Genomic DNA, 23,935 nt, shown 5'->3' with positions numbered 1-23,935 from the left:
ACACTTCGACACGATCGTCTCACCATGTGAACAATCTCTTGCGTCGTCAGGCGAGCCGCGTCATCCAGCCGCGGGTGTCCTCCACTCGGCCGTACTGGATGTCCAGTAGTGCCGACCGCAGCTTCAGGGCCACCTCATCGGTGTGTCCCGCGCGGCGATGATCGCACGATCCACCATCCCATTTCAGTTCACCGACGGGTGTGATGACGGCCGCGGTGCCGCAGGCGAACACCTCCGCGATCTCCCCGGACGCGGCGCAGTCCTTCCATTCCTGGATCGGAATACGGCGTTCTTCGGGACGAAGGTCCAGCTCTTTGGCCAGCGTGAGAATCGAGTCGCGGGTCACCCCTTCCAGAATCGATCCGGTGAGCGAGGGCGTGACCAGGCGACCATCGCGGTAGACGAAGAACAGATTCATCCCGCCGAGCTCCTCGATGTAGGTATGCGTCGAGGAGTCCAGGAAGACGGCCTGGTCACAGCCCTGCTCATTACCTTCGAGCTGGCCCGCGAGCGAGGACGCGTAGTTGCCACCGCACTTGGCTGCACCGGTTCCCCCGTCGCCCGCACGCGCGAAATCTGTGGAGATCCACAGCGAGATGGGCTTGACGCCCCCGCTGAAATACGCGCCGGCCGGTGAGGCGATCACACAGAACGTCACCACGTTCGAGGGACGAACCCCGAGGAACGGCTCGGACGCGAACATGAACGGACGTAGGTAGAGCGAGGTTTCGGCGCCATCGGCCTCGGGCACCCACGACTTGTCGACGGTAACCAGCGCCCGCAACGAATCGATGAAGTCCGTCTCGTCCATGACCGGCAACGCCATCCGGGCAGAGCTGCGGGCGAATCGGGCAGCGTTCCGCTCCGGCCGAAAGGTCCAGACCGAGCCGTCGGCATGCCGGTAGGCCTTCATCCCCTCGAAGATCTCCTGCGCGTAGTGCAGCACAGCCGCAGAAGGATCGATGGCGATCGGACCGTAGGGGGTGACGCGCGCATCGTGCCAACCGACACCCTTCGTCCACGTCACCGTGACCATGTGGTCGGTGAAGTAGTTACCGAAGCCCGGGTCGGCCAGCACGGCGGCGCGCTGCTGGTCGCTGACGGGGTCGGGGCGCTCGGTCACGTCGAAGGTCAGGGCCATGTCGGTCTCCTCGGAGTGCGTGCCGCGCGTGCTGGGTGTGACGCGCGTTACTGGGGCTGGGGTGGGATCAGGCTACGCCGCACGCTCATACTCCAGCGGCAATGGCGTCGCCGACCTGACTGGTCGAGCGCGGGACAGCACCGCGCGAGACGAGGTCGGCTGCGACCGCTGCGTGCACCCGGGCGGCTTCGTCTGGCCGCCCCAGGTGCTCCAGGAGCATGGCGACCGACAGGATCGTCGCGGTGGGGTCGGCCTTGGCCTGGCCGGCGATGTCGGGTGCTGACCCGTGAACCGGCTCGAACATCGACGGCGCGGTGCCTTCGGGGTTGATATTGCCCGAGGCGGCCAGGCCGATACCCCCGGTCACCGCGGCTGCCAGGTCGGTGACGATGTCTCCGAAGAGGTTGTCGGTGACGATCACGTCGAACCGGCCTGGATCGGTCACCAGGTAGATGGTGGCCGCGTCCACGTGGCAGTAGGCGGTCGTCACATCGGGGAACTGCGCACCCACCTCTTCGAAGGTGCGGCGCCACAGGTGACCTGCGTAGGCCAGCACGTTGTGCTTGTGGATCAACGTCAGGTGTTTGCGTGGGCGGGCCTGGGCACGGGCGAACGCGTCACGCACCGCCCGCTCGACGCCGAAGCGGGTATTGACGCTCACCTCGGTAGCCAGCTCGCCCGGCGTACCGACGCGCAGCGCTCCGCCGTTGCCGGTGTAGGGGCCCTCGGTCCCTTCCCGCACGACCACGAAGTCGATCCCACCGGGAGCGACGCTGTCCACATCGAGCGGTGAGCGGACACCCGGAAGCAGCTTCGCCGGGCGCAGATTGATGTAGTGGTCGAAATCGAACCGCAACTTCAGGAGCAGGCCGCGCTCCAGGACCCCACTCGGCACGCTCGGGTCGCCGATCGCACCCAGCAGGATGACGTCATGGCCACGCAATTCGGTCTCGACCGAGTCCGGGAGAATCTCGCCGCTCGCGTGCCAGCGACGCGCGCCGAGGTCGTATTCGTTGCGCGAAACGCGCGCGGTCGTTACCGCGTCCAGCACCTTCAAGCCCTCGGCAACGACTTCCGGGCCGATCCCGTCACCGCCGATGACCGCCAGGTTGATCGCGTCGGGCAATGAGACTGCTGAGGGATCCGTGCGGTTGATCGTCATACCCGCGCACGCTAATCACTGTCTTGGCATTCGAAACAGCGATCTCGCATGGCAAGACATCCGAGCCGACGGTCATGCGTCCGGAACATGAAGAAGCCCCGGCCAGATGTCCGGGGCTTGCTTCGTATCCGCGTCGTCAGTCGCGCAGATCCATTGATTCTTGCAGAGCGCGTTGCATTTCGAGCTGATTCTCAGACATGTCTCTCCCAGGTAATCGATGCGTGAGCCGCGCGCCGTCGATGCGGGGGTAACCGCTGATGACAGTCAGGTGGGCTGGTGAGTCTGGGGACGCCGGTCGGCGCCGAACCTGGATCGAGAATAGGCCCGGGTATCCACACTTCGATACCCGCATCTCACATTTTGAGAAAGCAGTCGGACTGACTCTCCCGATTTGGACATGCTCAACGGGGCATATGTGCCCCGTTGAGCATGTCCAAATGGTGGTAACTCAGCGGGAGGCTGAACCTTCGACATAGTCCGAGTCGGTGTCTTTGATCCAGCTCATCAGGCCACGAAGCTGCTTGCCGGTCTTCTCGATCGGGTGCTGGGCGCCCTGCTCGCGCAGCCGGTTGAACTCCGGGGCACCGGCGTCCTGGTCCTCGATGAAGCGCTTGGCGAAGTTGCCGTTCACGATATCCGCCAGCACGGCCTGCATATTTTCCTTGACGTGCGGGTCGATAACGCGCGGACCCGACACGTAATCGCCGTACTCGGCGGTGTCGGAGATCGACCACCGCTGCTTGGCGATACCGCCCTCGATCATCAGATCGACGATCAGCTTCAACTCATGCAGGCACTCGAAGTAGGCGATCTCCGGCTGGTAACCGGCCTCGGTGAGCACCTCGAAGCCGTACATCACCAGCTGCGACGCGCCACCGCAGAGGACGGCCTGCTCACCGAACAGGTCCGTCTCGGTCTCTTCGGTGAAGGTGGTCTTGATGCCGCCGGCACGCAGTCCGCCGATGCCCTTGGCGTAGGACTTGCCCAGCTCCCAGGCGTTACCCGTGGCGTCGACCTCGACGGCAACCAGCACGGGCACGCCGCGACCGTCGACATACTCGCGGCGAACCAGGTGGCCGGGGCCCTTGGGCGCAACCATCACGACGTCCACACCTTCCGGCGGCACGATGTAACCGAAGCGGATGTTGAACCCGTGGCTGAAGAAGAGGGCGTTGCCCGGCTCCAGATACGGCTCGATCTCCGCGGTGTAGAGGCTGCGCTGGATCTGATCCGGCGCGAGCACCATGACGACATCGGCGCCTTTGACGGCCTCGGCGACGGTCGCCACCTCCAGGCCCTCGTTCTGCGCCTTCTCCCGCGACGGGGAACCTTCCCGCAGACCGACGACCACGGAAACACCGGAGTCACGCAGGTTCAGCGCGTGGGCGTGGCCCTGGCTTCCGTAACCGATGACGGCAACCTTGCGACCCTGGATGACCGACAGGTCGGCATCGTCGTCGTAGAACATCTCAGCAGGCACAGTATGAATCTCCTTGGTTGATCGAATGATGTCTGGTCAAGTGTGTCGGGTGGCTCGCGGTCAACTCAGGCCGAGCGCCGGGAGCGGTCGGTAATGGATTTACCGCCCCGACCCACGGCCACCAACCCCGACTGCACCAGCTCGCGCACACCGTACGGCTCCAGAATATTCAGCAGTGCCGTCAGCTTGCCGGGTGTGCCGGTCGCTTCGATGACCAGCGAGTCGTTGGCCACGTCCACCACATTGCACCGGAACAACTCGGCGATCTGCACGATTTCTGCTCGGTTCCCGGCGTCGCAGCGCACTTTGATCAGCACGATCTCGCGCTGCACCGAAGCATCCGACTCCAGCTCGACCACCTTGCGTACCTCGATGAGCTTGTTCAGCTGCTTGGTGACCTGCTCCAGGGCGACCTGCTCGACATCGACCACGATCGTCATCCGCGACATCGTGGGGTGCTCCGTCGGGCCGACTGCCAGCGAGTCGATGTTGAATCCGCGCCGCGAGATCAGGCCCGCGATACGTGCCAGGACGCCGGGGTTGTTCTCCACCAGCACCGAAAGGGTGTGCCGCGCCATCAGAGTTCTCCTCGTCGCCTGAATGCCTGCAGTGCTCTACTCGTGGCGGTCATTCTTGGCCGTCGTCACTGTCGCGGTCCCAGACGGGGGTCATCGCCCGCGCCACCGTCACCATGTCGTTACTGACACCCGAGGGGACCATCGGCCAGACCATCGCGTCGCGTTCGACCACGAAGTCGATCACGACCGGCGCGTCGTTGATCTCCAGCGCCTTCAGGATCGTCGCGTCGACGTCCTCGGCGCGCTCGCAGCGCAGACCGACGCACCCGTACGCGTCCGCCAGTTTGACGAAATCGGGCACCCGCGAACCTACCGAGGTGTTCAGGTCGGTGTTGGAGTAACGCTGGTTGTAGAACAGCGTCTGCCACTGCCGCACCATGCCGAGGCTGGAGTTGTTGATGATGGCGATCTTGATCGGGATGTTGTTGATGACGCAGGTCGCCAACTCCTGATTGGTCATCTGGAAGCATCCGTCACCGTCTATCGCCCACACCACGCGGTCGGGCTGGGACACCTTCGCGCCCATCGCGGCCGGCACTGCGTACCCCATGGTGCCGAGTCCGCCGGAGTTCAGCCACGCGTTGGGGCGCTCGTACTGCACGAACTGAGCGGCCCACATCTGATGCTGCCCGACACCCGAGGCGTAGACGGCTTCCGGTCCGGTCAGTGCGCCGATCCGCTCGATGACGTACTGCGGCGCGATTGCCGTGGCGTTGTCGTCCGGGGTGTAACCGAGCGGGAACGTAGCGGCCCACCCCTGCGTGCGGGTGCGCCATTCGGCGTAGTCACCGCCGCGACCGGCTTCCTGATCGGCGCGTATCGACATGATCAGCTCGCTGATGACTTCTTTGCAGTCCCCCACGATCGGCACGTCGGCGGCCCGGTTCTTGGAGATCTCGGCGGGGTCGATATCCGCGTGGATCACCTTCGCCTCGGGAGCGAACGAAGAGATCTCGCCGGTCACCCGGTCATCGAACCGGGTGCCCAGCGCGATGAGCAGATCGGCTTTCTGCAGTGCCGTCACGGCTGCCACTGATCCGTGCATACCCGGCATGCCCAGGTGCAAGGGGTGACTGTCGGGGAAGACGCCCCGTGCCATCAACGTGGTGACCACCGGGATCTGGGACAACTCGACCAGCTGCGCGAGTTCACGGGCAGCCTCCGCGCGGATCACTCCGCCACCCACGTAGAGCACCGGACGCGCAGCGCCGGCGATCAGCTCGGCAGCAGCGCGAATCTGCTTGTGATGCGGTTTGGTGACCGGGCGGTATCCGGGCAGATCGAACACCGGCGGCCAGCTGAATTCGGCCGTGCCGACCAGGGCGTCCTTGCTGATGTCGACCAGTACCGGACCGGGTCGACCCGTGCCTGCAATGTGGAACGCCTCAGCCAGTGCACGGGGGATGTCCGCTGACTTGGTGATCAGGTAGTTGTGCTTGGTGATCGGCATCGTGATGCCACGGATATCCGCTTCCTGGAAGGCGTCCGTCCCGATCACCCGGGACGCCACCTGCCCGGTGATGGCCACGATCGGCACCGAATCCATGTAGGCGTCGGCGATCGCGGTGACCAGGTTGGTCGCGCCGGGTCCGCTGGTCGCCATACACACACCGACCTTGCCGCTGGCTGCGGCGTATCCCTGGGCCGCGTGCCCGGCGCCCTGCTCGTGACGCACCAGGATGTGACGCACCTTGGTGGAATCCATCAGCGGGTCGTACGCCGGAAGAATTGCCCCGCCGGGAATCCCGAAGACAGTATCGACCTCGAGCAGTTCGAGGGTGCGCACCAGGCTCTGCGCTCCGGTGAGCACCTCTACCGGCGTGACCGGCACGGCCGGCGTCACCTTGCCCGCACCGGCGGGAGCCGTCGGCACTGGAGCGAACGATTGCTGCTTCACGTTGGTCATGGTGTCCTCGCGTTGCGAATCCGGCCGTACCTGAATCTGGTGCAGGCTTCGTGAGCCTTCCGAACGTGGCATGAAAAAGGCCCCCAGCCTTGACAGGCATTGAGGGCTGGCACGCTCACCGACGGGTTGTCAGCGGGCGTGCCTTGGAAGTACTAGGAGACTGGCCACACGGCAAGTTTCGCCAGGAGTTACTTCAGCGTCAACATACTGAGACGCGAATCTCACTATGTGAAATCGACCGAGCTCGTGCACCCCGTCGCCGAACAGTCACCGTGCTCATAAAGCGTCCAGCGCCTCGCCGATCGGCGTCGGTCCGTTGTTGAAGTCGATCACCTTGCCGCAGGAGGCCTTCAGGTCGACGACTGCGGCGATCACCGCTGCGACGTCCGCGCGGCTGACCGACGACCCTTCGATCGTGGAATCCGTGGACTCAGGACCAACAACGGTGAGCTCGATACGGCTGGTCGCGTCGTCGTCGGTCAACGTGCTCGGTCCCAGAATGGTCCAATCCAGTCCCGTGCCGCGCAGATACTCGTCTGCGGCCGCCTTGGCGTCGGCGTAGGCGAAGAACGAGTTGTCATGCGGTACGCCGTGATCCGGCCCGGCGCCGAAGTACGACACCATGACGTACCGCGTGATGTCGGCCGCCACCGTCGCATTCATGCTGCGGATCGCGGCATCGCGGTCGACGGCGTAGGTCCGCGCATCGCTGCCGCCGCCCGCACCGGCCGCCCACACCACGATGTCGACACCGTTCAGCATCTCGGTCATCGCGGGCACATCCAGCTTCTCCAGGTCGCCGACCGCCGGCTTGGCTCCGGTAGCGAGCACGTCGGGCACGTGTTCCTCGTTACGAAAGATCGACCGCACGTCGTGGCCGGCAGCGACCAGCATTCTGGACAGGGCGAGCGCCACTTTGCCGTGGCCGCCAAAAATTGCGATGGTCGTCATGGACCCACTGTGCCCCATCGCATCCGGCTGTGTCCCGAGTCGCGTAAACGGCAGATCTGGCGGGCCCGCATCAGCCGAAGACGCGCAGCTTGTCCAGCATCTCCGGCGCTCGATGATCCAGGTGCTGCCCGCCCCACCAGATGGCGAGCGTGAGGACACCGCCACCCCAGAGAACACCGGCGAGCAACACGGCGAACTGGCCTGTGTCGGACCCGCGGGCCAGTACCGCACCGATGATGATCGGCGCGGACAACAGGGCCGGCGCAATGAAGGTCGAGGCCGCGGTCAGACATCCGCGCGCACCGTTGCCGGCGTTTCCTGCGAACGGGTTGCTACCGCGCCGCGGGGCCTGACCCGGATCGAGCGCACCGAGCGCGCATCCGACTCCGAGGGCGACCAGGAGGGCGCTGGCCAACGGTCCACTGACGAGCAACCACTCGACGGGTTGGCCCAGCGCAGCCTGCAGCACCGACACGAGCACCGCGACCACCAGCACCGGGATTCCGATCGCCAGGACCCGGCCGGCACGGTCGATCCACCCGGGCACCCCGGCGACGACCTGCATCCACCAGGACGAACCGTCGTAGGCCAGGTCATTGGCCGTCAGGACCCCTGCGGCGACGATCAGCAGCGTGGGCGCCGGAATGCTGGGAAAGTCTCCCGTCCTGTCGAACAGAGCGGGGACCAGCGGTAGCAGGGACACCGTTGTCATCGAGACGGCCTGCGCCGTGAGCCGGGTGTCGCGCCGCCACGCGAGCATTCTGCGTCTAGTCACCGCGGCGAGCGGATTGGATGAACGCACCCGCGAACCCCACGCGGTGGACCGTAGATCACGCACCCGCGCCGACTCCTGAGGTGCGGTGCTGGTCAGTTCAACGCTCAGCACCCTCGCCCACAGCAGCAGCAATGCGCCCAGGAAACAGGCGGCCAGCAGCAGATCCAGCAGAGCCAACCCCCATGCGCCGCGCGCCACCTGCCACGGCATCGCCCACGCCCATCCGAACGGTGACCATGCCGCGACTCGGGCGGCCTGCCGCAGACCCGATGACCCCAGCGCACCGCCGCCGCCGGACAACAACAGCAGGTTGAACAGCGCCGGCATCAGATAGAGCAGCGGGAAGAGCAGCATCACCAGGAATCGCGAGCGCCTCTTCCACAACGATCGCGCCAGCATCGAGCTGATCGCCCGCGACAGGACGACGCCGGTCACGACCCCCAGTACCGCTCCGAACAATGCAGCCAGCAATGCCGGGATCGAACGGCTCCAGATGACCAGGTGGGCGAGCGCGAAAACGATGGTCACAGCACCCGGAATACCCACCAGGGCGGCTGCGACAAGTCCCGGCAACAGCTGGCGGGCACGCAGCGGGAACAGGGACAGCCGCTGCGGATCCAGGGTCGCATCGACGCCGACCGTCAACAACGGGGCGAGCATCCACATCACGGTCATCGTGGCGAGGGCCAGCAGCGAGATGGACGCCGAGTCCACCGAGGCGCTGCGCAGGGCGATAGCCGCTGGGATGGAGGCGATTGCTACGAAGCCGGCGAAGATCCCACCGATGATGTAGCTGATCAGGCGTGAACTCTCGCGGCCCAACGTCCGTCGTAGGACATTCAGCTTCAGCCGGATCAGGACCGCAACCACGCCAGCCCGCCGTCGAAGTCGCCTGCCGGCCCGGCGCCGACCAGGTCCAGGAACCGTTGGTGCAGGCTGATCCCCCCGCGTACGTCATCCGTGCGTCCGGCCGCGAGCACCCGCCCAGCGACGATCACGGCGACGTGGTCGCAGACGGTCTCGACCAGCTCCATCACATGACTGGAGATCACCACGGTCCCGCCGCCGGCCACGTACCGGGCGATGACACCGCGCATCGTCTGCGCCGAGACCGGATCGACCGATTCGAACGGCTCGTCCAGGATCAGCAGCCGCGGAGCATGCAACATTGCGCAGGCCAGCCCGATCTTCTTCGTCATACCGGCCGAGAAGTCGGCCACGACCACGTTGGCCGCTTCGCTCAACCCGAGCACGTGCAGCAGTTCCGCCGACCGCTGTGCGATCACCGGCCCCGGCATCGAGCGCAACTCCCCCACGTACCGCAGCAACTCGGCGGCGCTGAGCATGTCGAAGAGCCGCAGCCCGTCCGGGGATACGCCGAAGAGCGCCTTGGCGCCGGCCGGGTCGGACCAGACGTCGTGGCCGAGCACCTGCACGCTCCCGGCGTCCGGGCGCATCAATCCGCTCATCATCAGCATCGACGTGGTCTTGCCCGCGCCGTTCGGGCCGAGCATCCCGTAGACGGATCCGGCCGGGATCTGCAGCGAGAGGTGGTCCACCGCGAGGCGCCCGTTGAATGCTTTGACCAGTCCGTCCAGGACGACAGCCGGCCCGCCGGGTCCGCCCCGAAGGACTGGTCGAGCCTGGTCAGTCACACACCGCGCCGTTGCTGGCCGAGCCCACGAGGCGGACGTACTTCGCGAGGACACCACGGGTGTACTTCGGCGCCGGGTGCGTCACGCCCTCATCGCGACGACGTGCCATCTCGGCGTCGTCGACCAGCAGGTCCAGCCTTGCGTTGCCGACGTCGAGCCGCACGCGGTCGCCATCGCGCACGAACGCGATCGGACCCTCGTCCACCGCCTCCGGTGCGACGTGCCCGACACACAGGCCGGTGGTACCGCCGGAGAAGCGACCGTCGGTCAGCAGCAGCACGTCTTTGCCCAGACCGGCGCCCTTGATGGCACCGGTCACGGAAAGCATCTCGCGCATACCCGGGCCGCCCTTCGGGCCCTCGTAGCGGATGACAACGACGTCGTTTGCCTTCAACGAACCGTCTTCGACGGCATCCATGGCGGCCCGTTCACCGTTGAAAACCCTTGCGGTTCCCTCGAATACGTCGCTGTCGAAGCCCGCGGACTTCACCACGGCACCCTCCGGTGCCAGCGAACCCTTCAGGATCGTCAGACCGCCGGTCTTGTGGATCGGCCTGCTCATCGCGCGCAGCACCTTGCCGTCCAGGTCCGGTGGCGGAACATCCGACAGGTTCTGCGCCATCGTGCGCCCGGTGACCGTCATACAGTCACCGTGCATCAAACCGGCATCGAGCAGCGCGCGCATCACGACGGGCACCCCGCCGACCTTGTCGATATCAGACATCACGTAGCTGCCGAACGGCTTGACGTCGGCCAGGTGCGGCACCCGGGCGCCGATCCGCTGGAAGTCATCGATCGCCAGGTCGACATCGGCTTCGTGCGCAATTGCCAGCAGGTGCAGCACTGCGTTCGTCGATCCGCCGAAGGCCATGACGACAGCGATCGCGTTCTCGAAGGCCTCCTTGGTCATGATGTCGCGCGCGGTGATCCCCTGACGGATCAGCTCGACCACCGCCTCCCCGGACTTGCGGGCGTAGCCGTCACGTCGGCGGTCCGTCGCGGGCGGCGCGGCGCTGCCGGGCAGCGACATACCCATTGCCTCGGCGACCGAAGCCATCGTGTTGGCGGTGTACATCCCACCGCAGGCCCCCTCGCCGGGGCAGATCGCCCGCTCGATGATGTCGACGTCGGCACGGCTCATCAGTCCCGCTGCGCACGCACCGACCGCCTCGAAGGCGTCGATGATCGTGACCTGCTTCTCGGTGCCGTCGGTGAGCTTGGCGATACCGGGCAGGATCGACCCGGCGTAGAGGAACACGCTGGCCAGATCGAGGCGCGCCGCGGCCATCAACATGCCGGGCAGCGACTTGTCGCAGCCGGCGAGCAGGACGGTGCCGTCCAGGCGCTCGGCGCTGACGACGGTCTCGACCGAGTCGGCGATGATCTCGCGGCTGACCAGCGAGAAGTGCATGCCTTCGTGGCCCATCGAAATGCCGTCCGAGACGCTGATCGTGCCGAACTCCATCGGGAAGCCACCGGCTGCGTGCACGCCGTCCTTGGATGCCTTCGCGAGGCGGTCCAGCGACAGGTTGCAGGGGGTGATCTCGTTCCACGAGCTCGCGACGCCGATCTGCGGTTTCTTGAAGTCTTCGTCACCCATCCCAATTGCGCGCAGCATGCCGCGGGAGGCGGCCTTCTCCAGCCCGTCGGTGACGTCGCGGCTACGGGGCTTCATATCAGGGGTGTCAGGCATGCCGGGAGCCTAAACCCGCCCCGCGGTCCGCCGTCGAGCGGTCCGTCAGCCGACCATGGCGTAGCAACCGCTGCGGTCAGTCGGCGCGTGCCGTATGCACGGCCAGCAGCGTCGCCGAGCCTGCTGCGAGGTCTGACCAGGCACCGTCGAACTCCAGGACGGCGACCGTGCACGTCGGGTAGCTCGCCGCCAACGATGCGAGAGCCTCAGCATCGCTGTCGTCCCCAGCGAGTTCGGCGGCAAGCAGCGGTACTCCGGGAGCGTGGCCCACCACCGCGAGCGTCTCAACCTTGTCCTCGATCCCGCGCAGCACCGCGAGCAGCTCCTGCGGTTCGGCGTTGTAGATCCGGCGGTCGTGCTCGACGATCGCACCGATACCGGAGGCATCCACGACGCCGGCCCACGTTTGCCTGGTGCGAGCCGCTGTGGAGCAACACGTCTCTTGCACCTGCACGTTGTGCTCCTTGAACCACCTGCCCAGTGCGGCAGCATCCGCTCGGCCGCTGGGCGCGAGCTCCCGCTCATGGTCGGGAACGGCGCCCGGCTCTTGCGCCTTCGCGTGTCGGATGAGGACGAGGCGATGGCGGTCAGTCGTCATGCACCGAGCATGTCACTGCTCGCCCGATGGCGACGATTCGCCCGGTGGCGACAGTTCACCCGGTGGCGACTACGTGTGACAGCTCCTCACCTCGACCGACGCGGGTCAGCTGCCCGCGCAGGAAGCTCAGCGCCCGGGGCTCGAATGCGGTGGTGGCGCCGCCGACGTGGGGGGTGATGAGCACGCCGGGAGTGCTCCAGAGCGGGTGCCCCTGCGGCAGCGGTTCGGGATCGGTGACGTCCAGGGCCGCGGTCAGCCTGCCGGACGCGCATTCGCTGATCAGAGCATCGGTGTCAATGACCGCCCCCCGCGCGACGTTCACCACCAACGCGCCGTCCGGCAGTGCCGCCAGGAAATCGGCGCCCACCAGATGATGGGTCGCATCCGAGAGCGGCACGACGACGATCACCACGTCGTGGTGCGGCAGTAACTTGGGCAGTTCGTCGGTGCCGTGGACCCGGTCCACCAGATCGTCGCCGTCCCTGGCGCGGGAGGCGACGGCGGTAACCGATACCTCGAACGGCGCCAGCCGCCGCACGATCGCATGCCCGATCGAGCCGTATCCAAGCACGAGGACCCGTCGGTCGGCCAGGGATCTACGCCCGTTCAGCGACTCCCACGAGCCGTGATCCGCGCTGCGTACGGCCTGTGGCACGCCGCGCAGGGAGGAAAGAATCAAGGCCAGCGCGAGTTCTGCGGTGGATGTGTCGTGAATCCCTGCACCGTTGGCCAACGCCACCCCGGTGGGCAGATAGGGCAGCACATTCTCGTACCCGGCAGTGACCAGTTGTACCGCCTCCAACTGCGCGCAGCCGGCCAACCGCTCGAGGCGGGACTTTCCGGCGCCCATATAGGGCGGCACGACCAGGGCGATGTCAGTGCGGGGCGGGTCGCCGTCCATGTCCCAAACCACCGTCTGGACGCCGGGGATATCGCTCAATTGCGATGCCCAGGATTCATCGGGCAGTGCGACAACGTGATTCATCAATGAGCCTCCGTAACGGGCAACGAACGTAGCCCTCGAATGGTGACGCTGGAACGACGACGCGGCGGACCGCCCGGATGCAGCTTCGGCATCCGCTCGGCGAGTACCCGCAAGGCGATCTGCGCCTCAAGACGCGCGAGAGGCGCGCCGACGCAGTAGTGCACCCCGCCGGAAAAGGCGAGGTGGTCGATGTCAGTGCGGGTGATGTCGAAGAAGTTGGGCCGTTCGAACCGGGCAGGGTCTCGGTTCGCTGCCGCCAGCAAGCACAGCACCCGATGCCCCGCCGGCACTTCATAACCCTCGATAACGCTGTCCCGCTGCGCGATCCGGTCAGTGAACTGAATCGGCGGGTCGTACCGCAGGGTCTCCTCAACGACCCGCGCCGCGAGCGTGGGGTCCTTTACCAGCAGCTGCCACTGTTCGGGGTTGCGCATCAGGGCGAGCACAGCGTTGCCGATCAAATTGACGGTGGTCTCGAAACCGGCCACCAGCAGCAGCACACACAGCGGCAGGATTTCCTCGGAGCGGACAGCGGCGCCTTCTTCGGCGACCAGCATCGAGATCATGTCGTCGCGCGGATCGGCTCGACGCTGCTGCACGATTCGCTCGAACATGGCGTCCAGGCCGGTCTTCGCGTCCAGGATCTTCTTCGCATGCCACAGCCCGTGCGGTCCTTCCAGAGCGCTGCCCAGCGCCGTGCCCCATCGCAGGAACCGTCGCTCATCGACATCGGGTACGCCGAGCAGCTCCGAGATGATCCGAATCGGCAGCGGCGCGGCCAACTGGTCGATCAGATCGAACGTCGCACCGGGCTCGACATCGTCGAGGCGCTCATGCACGATCTTCTCGATCGCCGTCGCGTACCCACCCAACCGGCTAGCCGCGAAGGCCGGTGCCGCGACCCGGCGCAGGCGGGTGTGCTCGGGCGGATCCATCTCCAGCAACGACATGCTGAACTCGAACGCGTCCTTGCCGACAATCGTGCGGCCGCCCACCCCGAAGTCGTGACTCTTGAGTACCTGCCGGCAGACGGCGTGGCCGGAGGCGACGTGCACCTTGGCTTCCCGGGGCAGCGGCAGGATCGGCGCCATGTCACGAACCCGGTCGTAGAACGGGTAGGGGTTCAGTTTGCCCGGCCAGACAATGGCCTGGGCAAGCGGTCCGTGCTGCACGCGGGCGGCGTACTGGGTCTTCGCCTTAGCGACGTAGAGGTCCTTGACGAACGTTCCCGCCAGTTTCGCCTGCGTCGTCAGACCGGGTTGCCCCATGCCGTCCGCCTCTCACGCGAGCCGCCGGGCGGCTCGCCGTCGTTGCCTCAGGTCAGTCGTTGCAGGATCAGATCGCGGATGTGAGCGGCGTCCGCCTGACCGCGCATCTCCTTCATCACCGCGCCGATCAAGGCACCGACCGCGTTCAACTTACCCTCGCGGACCTTGTCGGCGATGGGTACATTCGCGGCGATGACCGCATCGACTGCTGCCTCCAACGCGCCGTCGTCCTGGACCAGTGCAAGGCCGCGGGCATCGGCAACCTGGGTCGGTGTGCCCTCACCGGCCAGGGCACCGTCCAGAACCTGTCGTGCCATCGCATCGTTCAGCCGACCGTCACTGACCAGTCCGGCAAGCTCGGCAATATGTGCCGGCGTCACACCGAAGTCATCGATCGGCTTGGCCTCGACGTTCGCCCGCCGGGCGATCTCACCGGTCCACCATTTGCGCGCGGCGGCCGGGCTCGCACCGTCGGCCACGGTCTGTTCGATCAGCTCGGTCGCTCCGGCGTTGAGCACGTCGCGCATCTCCAGGTCGCTGTATCCCCAGTCCTGCTGCAGTCGCTTGCGGCGCTGCGTGGGCGGTTCGGGCAGCGTCGCGCGCAACCGCTCGACGTACTCGCGTGATGGCGCGACCGGCACCAGGTCCGGCTCGGGGAAGTAGCGGTAGTCGTCGGCGTCGGACTTCGGGCGGCCGGACGTGGTGACGCCGGTGTCCTCGTGCCAGTGCCGGGTCTCCTGGAAGATCGCTTCGCCACTGTCCAGAACTGCGGCGTGCCGACCGATCTCGTAGGTGATCGCGCGCTCCACCGAGCGCAGCGAGTTGACGTTCTTGGTCTCGGTGCGGGTGCCGAGCTGCTGCGCGCCGCGCGGTTTGAGCGAGAGGTTCGCATCGCAGCGCACCGAGCCCTGCTCCATCCGCACGTCACTCACGTCCAGTGCCTTCAGCAGGTCGCGCAGTGTCGCAACGAATGCCTTGGCCACCTCGGGGGCCCGCTCGCCCGCGCCGACGACCGGTTTGGTGACGATCTCGATCAGCGGGATACCAGCGCGGTTGTAGTCGACCAGGGAGTATTCGGCGCCCTGGATGCGTCCGGTCGAACCGCCGACGTGCAATGACTTGCCGGTGTCCTCCTCCATGTGGGCGCGCTCGATCTCCACCCGCCACGGGGTACCGTCATCAAGGGTGATGTCGAGGTATCCCTCGAAGGCGATCGGCTCGTCGTACTGGCTGGTCTGGAAATTCTTCGGCATATCCGGGTAGAAGTAGTTCTTCCGGGCGAACCGGCACCAAGTGGCGATCTCGCAGTTGAGCGCGAGGCCGATCCGGATCGCCGACTCGATGCCCATGGTGTTGACCACCGGCAGCGCACCCGGCAGCGCGAGGCAGACCGGGCAGGTCTGGGTGTTGGGCTCCGCGCCGAAGCCGGTCGCGCAGCCGCAGAACATCTTCGTCGCGGTGTTGAGCTCGACGTGCACCTCGAGCCCGAAGACCGGGTCGTAGCGGGCGACGGCGTCGTCGTAGTCGACGACTTCGGCGGTCAGACTCATCGGGTCGCCTCCATGGTGGCAAGGTGTGGTGCTCGGGTGAGGATCGGGGCGCCCCACTGCTCCAGCAGCGCTGATTCAAGCGCTGCGCCGACTTCGTAGAGCCGGTCATCGCGCATCGCCGGTGCCAGGATCTGCAGGCCGCTGGGCAGACCATCTTCTGCCAGGCCGTTGGGCAGGGACATTCCAGGGACACCGGCCAGGTTCGCCGGGATGGTGGCCACGTCGTTCAGGTACATCGCCATCGGGTCAGCCAACTTCTCCCCCAGCTTGAACGCCGTGGTCGGCGCAGTCGGGGTGACCAGCACGTCCACCTGCTCGAAGGCGGCCGCGAAGTCGCGGGCGATCAGGGTGCGGACCTTCTGCGCCTGGCCGTAGTAGGCGTCGTAGTACCCGGCGGACAGTGCGTAGGTGCCCAGGATGATGCGACGTTTGACCTCGTCACCGAAGCCGGCATCGCGGGTTGCGGCCATCACCTGCTCGGCGCTCGGGCTGTCCACTCCCTGGGGACGGACGCGCAGGCCGTACCGCATGGCGTCGAACTTGGCCAGGTTCGAGGAAGCCTCACTCGGCAGGATCAGGTAGTAGGCGGCCAACCCCTTCACGAAACTGGGGCAGCCGACCTGAACGATCTCGGCGCCGCGCGCCTCCAGCAGTTTCAGCGACTCCTCGAAGCGGTCCTTGACTCCGCTCTGGAAGCCGTCGCCGGAGATCTCGTGGACGACACCGACCTTCAGGCCCGCCACGTCGCCGCGACGTGCAGCCGCAACCACGCCGGGGATCGGCGCGTCGATGGAGGTGGAGTCCATCGGGTCGTGCCCGCCGATGACTTCGTGCAGCAGCGCGGAGTCCAACACGGTGCGGGTACAGGGCCCGGCCTGATCGAGCGAACTGGCAAGGGCGATCAGGCCGTAACGGGACACCCCGCCATAGGTGGGCTTGACGCCCACCGTGCCGGTGAATGCCGCAGGCTGACGGATCGAGCCTCCGGTATCGGTGCCGATCGCGAGCGGAGCCTCGAACGCGGCAATGGCCGCGGCGGAACCGCCACCGGATCCACCGGGCGCGCGCTCCAGATCCCACGGGTTGAAGCTCGGCCCGTACGCCGAGTGCTCGGTCGAGCTGCCCATCGCGAACTCGTCCATGTTGGTCTTGCCGAGGATCGGCATACCGGCGGCGCGTAGGCGGGTGACCAGCGTCGCGTCGTACGGCGGGATCCAACCTTCCAGCATCCTGCTACCGGCCGTGGTGGGCAGACCGCGGGTCGCGACGACATCCTTGACCGCGATCGGTACGCCGGCGAGCGGGGAGATCCGGCCGTCGCTGCGACGGTCCGCGCGGCTCTCGTCGACCGCGCGGGCCGCTGCCAGGGCGCCATCGGCGTCGACGTGCAGGTAGGCGTGGACGGCACCGTCGACCTCGGCGATGCGATCCAGGTGGGCCTGGGTCACCTCGACACTGGACAGCGAACCGTCGGCGATCGCGGCGCCGAGGTCGGCCGCACTGCGGGTGGTGATATCTGAAGTTGAAGACACGGGAGGCACACTCACTCTTGGTCGAGGATGCGGGGGACGGCGAATCGGTCGGCCTGCACGTCGGGTGCTCCCGAGAGCGCATCGACGCGGGACAGACTCGGGCGTACGACGTCCTCGCGGGTCACGTTGACCAGCGGCAACGGGTGCGACATCGGCGGCACGTCATCGGAGGCGATCTCGCCCACCGTGGCGACGAATCCGATGATGTCGTCCAGCTGTCCGGCGAGCGATTCCAGCTCGGCGTCGGACAGCTGGATCCGGGCTAACGAGGCGAGATGCGCAACCTCGGCGGTAGACAGCTGTGGCATGCGGCCATTCTATCGGTGGGCCGCAGTGCCCCGCCCCGGCCGCTCAGCTGACGAGCGCCGCCAACACGAGGTCCGGCTTCGGATTGGTGTGCGCCTTGCCCGCGATGACCACGGTCGGCACGATTTCGTTGCCGTTGTTGACACTCGCAACGTAGCTGCGAGCCTGGTCGTCTTCCCAGATGTTGCGCCAGGTGGCGGCGTCTGCGGCAGCGCCGAGGTCGGCGCGCAGACGCGAACAGTAGCCGCACCCCGGTCGCCAGTAGATCGTCACGTCGCTCTTGTCAGTCGTCTCAGTCACAGGCGGTGCAACGTCCCCGCAGCGTTCTGTATGCCCGGCGCGCGGCCACCAGAGGCTGCGACCCGTCAGTCCGTGGGAAAGATGTCGGGCAGCTCCGATGCTCTGCCGGTGAACTCGGGGGCCCGCTTCTGAACGAAGGAGGCAACACCATCGACGCCGTCGCCGAAGCTGGTCCAGTACATCGCCAGGGACTCCGCTTTGTGCGCCTCGCGCGGGTGGGGGGAGGCAGAGTTGCGGTACATCATCGACCGGGTGAGCGCGACAGCTACCGGGCTGCGGTTATCGGTGAAGCGGTGCGCGAGCTCGGTCGCGGCAGCGAGTAGGTCCTCCGGCTCGTGGATCGAGCGGATCAGTCCGCCGTCGTGTGCCTGCTCGGCGGTCAGGATGTCACCGGTGTAGACCCACTCCAGCGCCTGCTGGATGCCGACGATCCGCGGCAGGAACCACGTCGAGCACGCTTCGGGCACGATGCCGATCTTGCCGAAGACGAACCCGATACGGGCTTTGGTGGACGCGAGTCGGAAGTCCATTGCGCAGGTCATCGTCGCGCCGACCCCGACCGCCGCTCCGTTGATCGCCGCGATGACCGGCTTGGGGCAGTCGAAGATCGCCAGCGACACTCTGCCGCCGGTATCGCGCACGCCGTCGACCATCGCCGGGTCGTCGTACTGCTCGAGAAGGTCCTGAGGGGTCGGCTTCAGTGCCGGGTCGAGCCCGAATACGTTGCCGTCGGCGGTGAGGTCCATCCCCGCACAGAATGCGCGTCCTGATCCGGTGACGATGACAGCGCGCACCGCGTCGTCTGCCCCCGCGCGAGCAAAGACGTCGATCAGCTCATCGGCCATCTCGACGGTGAAGGAGTTCAGCGCGTCGGGTCGGTTCAAGGTGATGGTCGCGATGCCATCGACGATGTCGTATTCGATCGTCTCGTAGGCAGCTGTGGCATCGGCGGCATCTGTGGCGAGGGCGGATTCGGTGCTCATGAGGACTTGGCCTTTCGTTGGGCGACTACGGTCATCGAGGCTTTCATCAGCTTCCAATAGCTGCCCGGCCGGGTACGCGCCATAACGTCCAGCATCTTCGCGTCCCGGCCGATCAACAGCCGTGGCTTGCGGTGTATCGCAGCTGCAAGGATGTCTTCGGCGGCTTTGTCGGCAGGGTAACTGAGCATCGCCGCGAACGATTTCTGCTGCATGACCCGCTCTCTCGCGGTGACTCCTGCGGCAACCCGGGCATTAGCAGCGATATTGGTGCGGATGCCGCCGGGGTGAACCACGGTGACACCCACGGGAAGGTCCTCTTCCCCGAGCTCGTGACGCAGCGATTCGGAGAACCCGCGCAGCCCGAACTTACTGGTGCTGTACGCCGTCTGACCGGGTGGAGCGACGAGCCCGAACAACGATGAGGTGTTGACGATGTGGGCATTTCCGTTCTCGATCAGCAGCGGTAGCAACGCTCGGGTGATTCGGATCGGTGCCAGCAGGTTGATCTGCATCAACCAATCGAAATCTGCCTCGCTGGTCTGCGTGAAGCGGCCACCGAGTGCGACCCCCGCGTTGTTGAAGAGCAGATTCAGGTCAGGGTGAGCGACCACAATCCGTGAGATGGCAGTATCCGTCTGTTCTCGATCGGACAGGTCCACTACATAGGTGGACGCGTTCACCGACGGGCTCTGCCGCTTGATCGCTGCCGCTACTCGCGCCAACCCGGGCTCGTCGCGGTCCAACAGCACCACGCTCGCGCCACGTCGGGCCAGCCCGAGAGCGAGGTGCTCGCCCATCCCACCCGCAGCGCCCGTCACCAGCGCGACTGACCCGGCAACCTCGATATCAGGCAACGTCATGAGCATTCCTTTGCAGTGGTGAGCGCATCCGTCCGCCCCAGAACTCCAACGGAGTCCTAGTACTCATCGCCGCCATCGCCCTCACCACCCTGCTCGCCGCCGGTGCCGCCTGTTTCAGTCTGCAGCGGTACAGCGTCCGCTCCACCGGCCAGCAGTAGCCGGAACCCCGCCTCGTCCAGGATTCGCAGGCCCAGGTCCTCGGCCTTGGTCGCCTTCGTGCCGGCGTTGGCGCCCACGACGACGAAGTCGGTCTTCTTCGACACCGAGCCGCTGGCCTTGCCCCCGCGGGAAATGATGGCTTCTTTGCTCTCATCCCGTGAGAACCCCTCCATCGACCCGGTGACCACGATCGTCAATCCCTCCAGCGTCCGGTCGATCGAGGTGTCGACCTCGTCTGCCATCCGCACGCCGTCCTGCTCCCACCGCGCCACGATCTGCTGATGCCAGTCGACCTCGAACCACTCGATGACAGCGGCGGCGATGATCGGGCCGACCCCGTCGGTTGCGGCCAACTGCTCGCGGGTCGCCTCACGGATGGCCTGCATGGTGCTGAATTCAGCGGCCAGCCCCCGCGCCGCTGTGGGCCCCACGTGCCGAATGGACAACGCCACCAGCACCCGCCACAACGGCTGGGTCTTGGCGACCTGCAGGTTGTCCAGGAAGCGCTGCCCGTTCGCCGACAGCACCCGACCCTGCACGACCGCGTCTTCCGGATCGGACTTCTTCGCGGTCCTCGTATAGAGGTCGACCTGCACCAGGTCGGCGGCCGTGAGCCGGAACAATGTCGATTCGTCCTGCAGCGCGCCTGCCTGCAGCAGCGCGATCGCGCCCTCCCAACCGAGCGCCTCGATGTCAAACGCGCCACGAGCGGCCAACCCGAACAGTCGCTCCCGTAGCTGGGAGGGGCAGGACTGCGCGTTCGGGCAGCGGATGTCCTTGTCACCATCGCGCTCATAGGCCAGCGGGGTACCGCACGACGGGCAGTGCGTGGGCATCTGGAACTCTCGCTCGCTGCCGTCGCGCAGCTCGACGACCGGCCCCACGATCTCGGGTATGACGTCGCCGGCCTTCCGCAGCACCACCGTGTCACCGATGAGCACACCCTTGCGCTGTACCTCGGATGCATTGTGCAGAGTGGCCATCTCCACGGTGGAGCCTGCCACCTTGATCGGCTCCATCACCCCGAACGGCGTCACCCGCCCGGTCCGACCGACGTTGACCTGGATGTCCAAGAGTTTGGTGTTGACCTCCTCAGGCGGATATTTGAAGGCAATCGCCCACCGCGGTGCCCGCGAGGTCGACCCGAGCGCACGTTGTACGGCCACCTCGTCGACCTTCACGACCACCCCGTCGAGCTGGTGTTCCACGGAGTGCCGATGGGTACCCGCCCACTCGATATAGTCTTGGACCTGCGCCGGGGTGTCCACCACCCTGCTGTGCGTCGACACCGGCAACCCCCACGCACCGAGCAGTTCATACGCCTGGCTCTGCCGGGCGATGTCGAAGCCGTCGCGGGCACCGATGCCGTGCACCAGCATCCGCAACGGCCGCGTCGCGGTGACCTTCGGGTCCTTCTGCCGCAGAGATCCCGCTGCCGCGTTGCGCGGGTTGGCGAAAGGGGATTTGCCCGCCTCGACCATTCGCTCGTTGACCCCGGCGAACGCCTCGACCGGGAAGAAGACCTCGCCGCGAACCTCGACCAGCTTCGGCACTGCCACCTCACCGCCGGACAGGGTGTGCGGAATGCCCTCGATGGTGCGTACATTCAGCGTCACATCCTCCCCGGTCCGCCCGTCCCCCCTGGTCACTCCGCGTACCAACCGGCCGTCCTCGTACAACAGGTTGATCGCCAGGCCGTCGATCTTCAGCTCGCACAGGTAATGCACTGCTGCGCCGCCGGAATCGCGCTGCACCCGGGCGGCCCACGCGGCCATCTCCTCGGCGTTGAACGCGTTGTCCAGGCTCAGCATCCGCTCGCGGTGATCGACCGGCGTGAAATCGGTGCTGTAGGTCGCGCCGACCTGCTGGGTCGGACTGTCCGGGGTGCGCAGGGCCGGGTGCTCGCGCTCCAGCTCGCTCAACCGCCGCATCAATGCGTCGTATTCGCCGTCGCTCACGGTAGGCGCGTCGCGGACGTGGTAAGCGAACTGGTGCGCTCGCGCCTGCTCGGCCGCCGTCGTCCACTCGTGCCGGGCCTCGTCGGGGATTCCACTGTCGCTGACTACGGATCGATCGGTCACGGAGCCATCCTGCCCGAGGGGACCGACAACCCGAGCACGCGCTCACCTGCAGCAGGACGCAACGCAATGGTTCAGGAGTTCTGCGCGGCCTCCGCCAGTTCCTGGCCTGCAGCCTGTAACAGTTTCAGTACTGCGACAGCGTGCTCTTCGCTGTTACCGGCCAACCCGCAGGCAGGCGAGATGGTCAACCCGGCCATCTGTGCCGGGCGCAGCCCGAGCCGCCCCCACTGGGTCGTGACCCGCTCGACGTACTCCCGCGGATGACGCGCTGTGGTGTCGGAGGGGAGCATCCCCAGCCACGGGGCGCGGTCGCTTTCGACCAACTCTGCCACCTGCTCCCACTCCCCGAACTCCAGCAGCGAGCTGTCGACCGCGATACCGAGTCCCGCGACATCCGCTGTCAGCGCGAGCGGCGGCGTGCCGGCGCAGCTGTGCAGCACCACCTCCTGTGCGATCCCGACCGTCGTGGCGACCACCTCGGCGAATGCTTCGCGCGCGGTATGCGGATCAACCGCCCGCAACCGGGAGAACCCGGAGTCCGTGGGTACCCGACCCTGCAGGACCGCGGTCAACCCCGGCTCGTCCCACTGCAGGATCAACGTGGCACCGGGCACGAGGGACTGCACCTGCGCGAGGTGGTCCACCGCTGCGGCGCACACCGCCTGCCGGATATCCCGGCACGCGCCCGGGTCCGACAGCGCCTTCTCCCCGCGCGGAAGCGCCACCTGAGCAGCCAGCGTCCACGGCCCGCACATCGACAGCTTCAGTTCGCCGGTGTACCCGTCGTACGCCTCGGCCAACTCGTCCAGATCCTGCCGCAGGTAGGCCGCCCCGCGTGCGGAATCCCTGCCCCGACCGCCGGCCAACCGCCACCCGCTGGGTTGCAGATCAACGGCCAGATCCGGCAACGCGGCCGCCGTACGACCGACCAGGTCCGCGCCCGGGCCCCGGGCCGGCAACTCCGCCAGAAAAGGTAGCCCCTCCTCGGCGAGCAGATCCCGGATCATCCTGTTGGCACGCCTGGGGTCGGTGCCCGGCCACGACCCGATCCCGGTGACACGCGGCAGATCAACGATAGGAACTCAGCGACTTCGTGCCGATCCCTTGCAGCGACTTCTTGACGGTTCCGGTCTTGACCTGCACGAAACACGCGGCGTACCGGTCGCCCAGCTTCCATGCGCTTTCGCTCACGAAGAGGCCGGTGATCTCGATATCACTGCGGCCGTCGGTGCCGAGAAAGGCTCGGCCGACGGGCGGGCACAGCTTCGCGCGCTGGGCCACGAGGTGCGCCCTGCCTGGAAACTTCTCGACATATCGACCGGACAGGTATCCGCCGACGCTCTGAGCCCCGTGCGGTTGCGTACAGGACACGATCTTGAAGTTCTTGGCAGCCTTGTCAACGCAGAACGTGTACTGGAAGGCATTGGCTCCGGTCAGTTTGTCCGCCAGCGTGTAGTTGATCGGGAGGTTGGCGGAGTCGTCTCCGGTGCGCAGGTGCACCAGGCAGACAATCCGACTCGCGTTCAGCGGGTCATCCAGGAGTTTGACCGGCTGACCGACGGCGAGCAGCCCCACCGGGGCACCACCGGTGAATTTCAGGACAGAGGCATTGCAGGTCTCGGTGCGTAGAACCTGGCGAGCGCTCGGATCGCTGGTGTCCCTGGCGTCCTTGATCACTGCCGTCACCTGGTAGATGTGGGTCTGGGTACACGGCACGACGGCGTAGGAGTCCTTGTCCGCGAGGCACTGACCGGTTTGGACGGACGAAGAGATCGTCGAGGCGGCGGCACTGGAGGAGGACGAGGAATTCGGGGAGGAACTGGAGGATGCGCTGGGCGAGGAGGAACCCGACGACGAACTGCTCGACGGCGCAGACGGTGCCGATGTCTGCACCGTAGGCCCGCTCCCGCCGCCCCCGCAGGCAGTGAGGAGCCCCGCGCAAGCCACCACTGCCAGGATCGGTTTCTTCATC

The 23,935-nt window shown here is 66.5% G+C and carries 21 protein-coding genes; all 21 read right to left on the bottom strand.

The genetic code is table 11. The features are described from left to right. Positions 1-46: 46 nt before the first annotated feature. The 21 genes from V3G39_07200 to V3G39_07100 all read right to left on the bottom strand — a co-directional run bounded on the left by V3G39_07200 (position 47) and on the right by V3G39_07100 (position 23,934). Complete coding sequence (locus tag V3G39_07200; protein XAS77817.1) at positions 47-1,141, bottom strand: branched-chain amino acid aminotransferase; 1,095 nt, start codon at positions 1,139-1,141, stop codon at positions 47-49. Positions 1,142-1,226: 85 nt separating this feature from the next. Further along, positions 1,227-2,303 (bottom strand): 3-isopropylmalate dehydrogenase, encoded by a 1,077-nt coding sequence (locus V3G39_07195; protein XAS77816.1) that lies wholly within the window; start codon positions 2,301-2,303, stop codon positions 1,227-1,229. Between the two features lie 448 nt (positions 2,304-2,751). Beyond that, the gene (gene ilvC, locus V3G39_07190; protein XAS78197.1) at positions 2,752-3,771 is read right to left on the bottom strand and encodes a ketol-acid reductoisomerase; all 1,020 of its coding nucleotides are present in this window, start codon (positions 3,769-3,771) and stop codon (positions 2,752-2,754) included. Between the two features lie 77 nt (positions 3,772-3,848). Continuing rightward, the gene (ilvN, locus tag V3G39_07185; GenBank protein ID XAS77815.1) at positions 3,849-4,361 is read right to left on the bottom strand and encodes an acetolactate synthase small subunit; all 513 of its coding nucleotides are present in this window, start codon (positions 4,359-4,361) and stop codon (positions 3,849-3,851) included. A gap of 49 nt (positions 4,362-4,410) precedes the next feature. After that, on the bottom strand, positions 4,411-6,204 hold the full coding sequence (locus V3G39_07180; GenBank protein ID XAS78196.1) for an acetolactate synthase large subunit: 1,794 nt from the start codon (positions 6,202-6,204) through the stop codon (positions 4,411-4,413). Positions 6,205-6,543: 339 nt separating this feature from the next. Continuing rightward, positions 6,544-7,218: an NAD(P)H-binding protein gene (locus tag V3G39_07175; protein ID XAS77814.1), complete on the bottom strand. Its 675-nt coding sequence runs from the start codon at positions 7,216-7,218 to the stop codon at positions 6,544-6,546. 70 nt (positions 7,219-7,288) lie between these two features. Continuing rightward, positions 7,289-8,863: a hypothetical protein gene (locus tag V3G39_07170; protein ID XAS77813.1), complete on the bottom strand. Its 1,575-nt coding sequence runs from the start codon at positions 8,861-8,863 to the stop codon at positions 7,289-7,291. Then, positions 8,848-9,648, bottom strand: a complete 801-nt coding sequence (locus V3G39_07165) for an ABC transporter ATP-binding protein (GenBank protein XAS77812.1) — start codon at positions 9,646-9,648, stop codon at positions 8,848-8,850. The genes V3G39_07170 and V3G39_07165 overlap by 16 nt, the downstream gene beginning before the upstream one ends. Next, positions 9,641-11,341, bottom strand: a complete 1,701-nt coding sequence (gene ilvD, locus V3G39_07160) for a dihydroxy-acid dehydratase (GenBank protein ID XAS77811.1) — start codon at positions 11,339-11,341, stop codon at positions 9,641-9,643. Before ilvD ends, V3G39_07165 begins: the two co-directional genes overlap by 8 nt. Positions 11,342-11,417: 76 nt before the next feature. Then, entirely contained in the window at positions 11,418-11,939 is a 522-nt protein-coding gene (locus V3G39_07155; GenBank protein ID XAS77810.1) for a histidine phosphatase family protein, read from the bottom strand. A 55-nt stretch (positions 11,940-11,994) separates the two neighbouring features. Next, positions 11,995-12,924, bottom strand: coding sequence for a 2-hydroxyacid dehydrogenase (locus tag V3G39_07150; GenBank protein XAS77809.1), 930 nt, complete (start codon positions 12,922-12,924; stop codon positions 11,995-11,997). Beyond that, the gene (locus V3G39_07145) at positions 12,924-14,192 is read right to left on the bottom strand and encodes a cytochrome P450 (protein XAS77808.1); all 1,269 of its coding nucleotides are present in this window, start codon (positions 14,190-14,192) and stop codon (positions 12,924-12,926) included. Before V3G39_07145 ends, V3G39_07150 begins: the two co-directional genes overlap by 1 nt. A gap of 47 nt (positions 14,193-14,239) precedes the next feature. Next, a complete protein-coding gene (gene gatB, locus V3G39_07140) occupies positions 14,240-15,742 on the bottom strand; it encodes an Asp-tRNA(Asn)/Glu-tRNA(Gln) amidotransferase subunit GatB (GenBank protein ID XAS77807.1) in 1,503 nt (500 codons plus the stop codon). Further along, positions 15,739-17,274, bottom strand: a complete 1,536-nt coding sequence (gene gatA, locus V3G39_07135) for an Asp-tRNA(Asn)/Glu-tRNA(Gln) amidotransferase subunit GatA (GenBank protein XAS77806.1) — start codon at positions 17,272-17,274, stop codon at positions 15,739-15,741. Before gatA ends, gatB begins: the two co-directional genes overlap by 4 nt. A gap of 11 nt (positions 17,275-17,285) precedes the next feature. Beyond that, entirely contained in the window at positions 17,286-17,582 is a 297-nt protein-coding gene (gene gatC / locus V3G39_07130) for an Asp-tRNA(Asn)/Glu-tRNA(Gln) amidotransferase subunit GatC (GenBank protein ID XAS77805.1), read from the bottom strand. 43 nt (positions 17,583-17,625) lie between these two features. Beyond that, entirely contained in the window at positions 17,626-17,880 is a 255-nt protein-coding gene (locus V3G39_07125) for a glutaredoxin domain-containing protein (GenBank protein ID XAS77804.1), read from the bottom strand. A 65-nt stretch (positions 17,881-17,945) separates the two neighbouring features. Beyond that, positions 17,946-18,863 carry a crotonase/enoyl-CoA hydratase family protein gene (locus V3G39_07120; protein ID XAS77803.1) on the bottom strand — a complete coding sequence of 306 codons (918 nt, stop codon included), beginning with the start codon at positions 18,861-18,863 and terminating at the stop codon, positions 17,946-17,948. Next, positions 18,860-19,723, bottom strand: coding sequence for an SDR family NAD(P)-dependent oxidoreductase (locus V3G39_07115; protein XAS77802.1), 864 nt, complete (start codon positions 19,721-19,723; stop codon positions 18,860-18,862). The genes V3G39_07120 and V3G39_07115 overlap by 4 nt, the downstream gene beginning before the upstream one ends. Positions 19,724-19,779: 56 nt before the next feature. Then, a complete protein-coding gene (gene ligA, locus V3G39_07110) occupies positions 19,780-21,930 on the bottom strand; it encodes an NAD-dependent DNA ligase LigA (GenBank protein ID XAS78195.1) in 2,151 nt (716 codons plus the stop codon). 104 nt (positions 21,931-22,034) lie between these two features. Beyond that, positions 22,035-23,012 (bottom strand): methionine synthase, encoded by a 978-nt coding sequence (locus V3G39_07105; protein XAS78194.1) that lies wholly within the window; start codon positions 23,010-23,012, stop codon positions 22,035-22,037. Positions 23,013-23,031: 19 nt separating this feature from the next. Continuing rightward, a complete protein-coding gene (locus V3G39_07100) occupies positions 23,032-23,934 on the bottom strand; it encodes a septum formation family protein (protein XAS77801.1) in 903 nt (300 codons plus the stop codon). Position 23,935: the final 1 nt, after the last annotated feature.

This window comes from Dermatophilaceae bacterium Sec6.4, assembly GCA_039636865.1.
Taxonomy (GTDB): domain Bacteria; phylum Actinomycetota; class Actinomycetes; order Actinomycetales; family Dermatophilaceae; genus Allobranchiibius.
The sequence above is the reverse complement of the archived record's forward strand: the minus strand, read 5'-3'. Positions and strand labels throughout refer to the sequence as shown.